This window comes from Providencia sp. PROV174, assembly GCF_028480685.1.
Lineage (GTDB): Bacteria > Pseudomonadota > Gammaproteobacteria > Enterobacterales > Enterobacteriaceae > Providencia > Providencia rettgeri.
Window position 1 is genome coordinate 1 of the sequence record NZ_JAMPOT010000036.1, and the last position, 1,063, is coordinate 1,063.

At 47.4% G+C, this 1,063-nt stretch carries 1 protein-coding gene; it reads right to left on the bottom strand.

The genetic code is table 11. The features are described 5' to 3' along the window. Positions 1-1,063, bottom strand: a 1,063-nt coding sequence (tuf, locus tag PSE60_RS20580) for an elongation factor Tu (protein WP_272666591.1), incomplete at both ends; no start/stop codon positions are given.

A 1,063-nucleotide genomic window follows, 5' to 3' on the forward strand; every position in this document is an offset into this window, starting at 1 on the left:
TTTTTGCAACAACACCCGCACCTACAGTACGGCCACCTTCACGGATTGCGAAACGTAAACCGTCGTCCATCGCGATTGGGTGGATCAGGGTAACGATCATGTTGATGTTATCACCTGGCATTACCATCTCTACGCCTTCTGGCAGTTCGATAGTACCAGTTACGTCAGTTGTACGGAAGTAGAACTGTGGACGGTAACCTTTGAAGAATGGAGTGTGACGACCACCTTCATCTTTGCTCAGAATATAAACTTCTGATTCGAATTTAGTGTGTGGCTTGATTGAACCTGGTTTTGCCAGTACTTGACCACGTTGAATTTCTTCACGCTTAGTACCACGCAGCAGAACACCAACGTTCTCACCCGCACGACCTTCGTCAAGCAGTTTACGGAACATTTCAACGCCAGTACAAGTTGTTTTAACCGTGTCTTGAATACCAACGATTTCAACTTCTTCACCAACTTTGATGATACCACGCTCAACACGGCCTGTTACTACTGTACCACGACCTGAGATTGAGAATACGTCTTCGATTGGCAGCAGGAATGGCTTGTCAATTGCACGCTCTGGCTCTGGAATGTAAGTATCCAGATGGCCTGCTAATTCAACAATTTTCGCTTCCCACTCTGGGTTGCCTTCCAGCGCTTTCAGAGCTGAACCACGAACAACTGGAGTGTCGTCGCCTGGGAAATCGTATTGAGACAGAAGTTCACGAACTTCCATTTCAACTAATTCTAACAGCTCTTCGTCGTCTACCATGTCACATTTGTTCAGGAACACGATGATGTAAGGAACACCTACTTGGCGACCTAACAGGATGTGCTCACGAGTTTGTGGCATTGGGCCATCAGTCGCAGCAACAACCAGGATTGCACCGTCCATCTGAGCAGCACCAGTGATCATGTTTTTAACATAGTCGGCGTGTCCTGGGCAGTCTACGTGTGCGTAGTGGCGAGTTGGAGTATCGTATTCTACGTGTGAAGTAGAGATAGTGATACCACGCGCTTTTTCTTCTGGTGCGTTATCGATTTGGTCGAATGCACGAGCAGAACCGCCGTAAGTTTT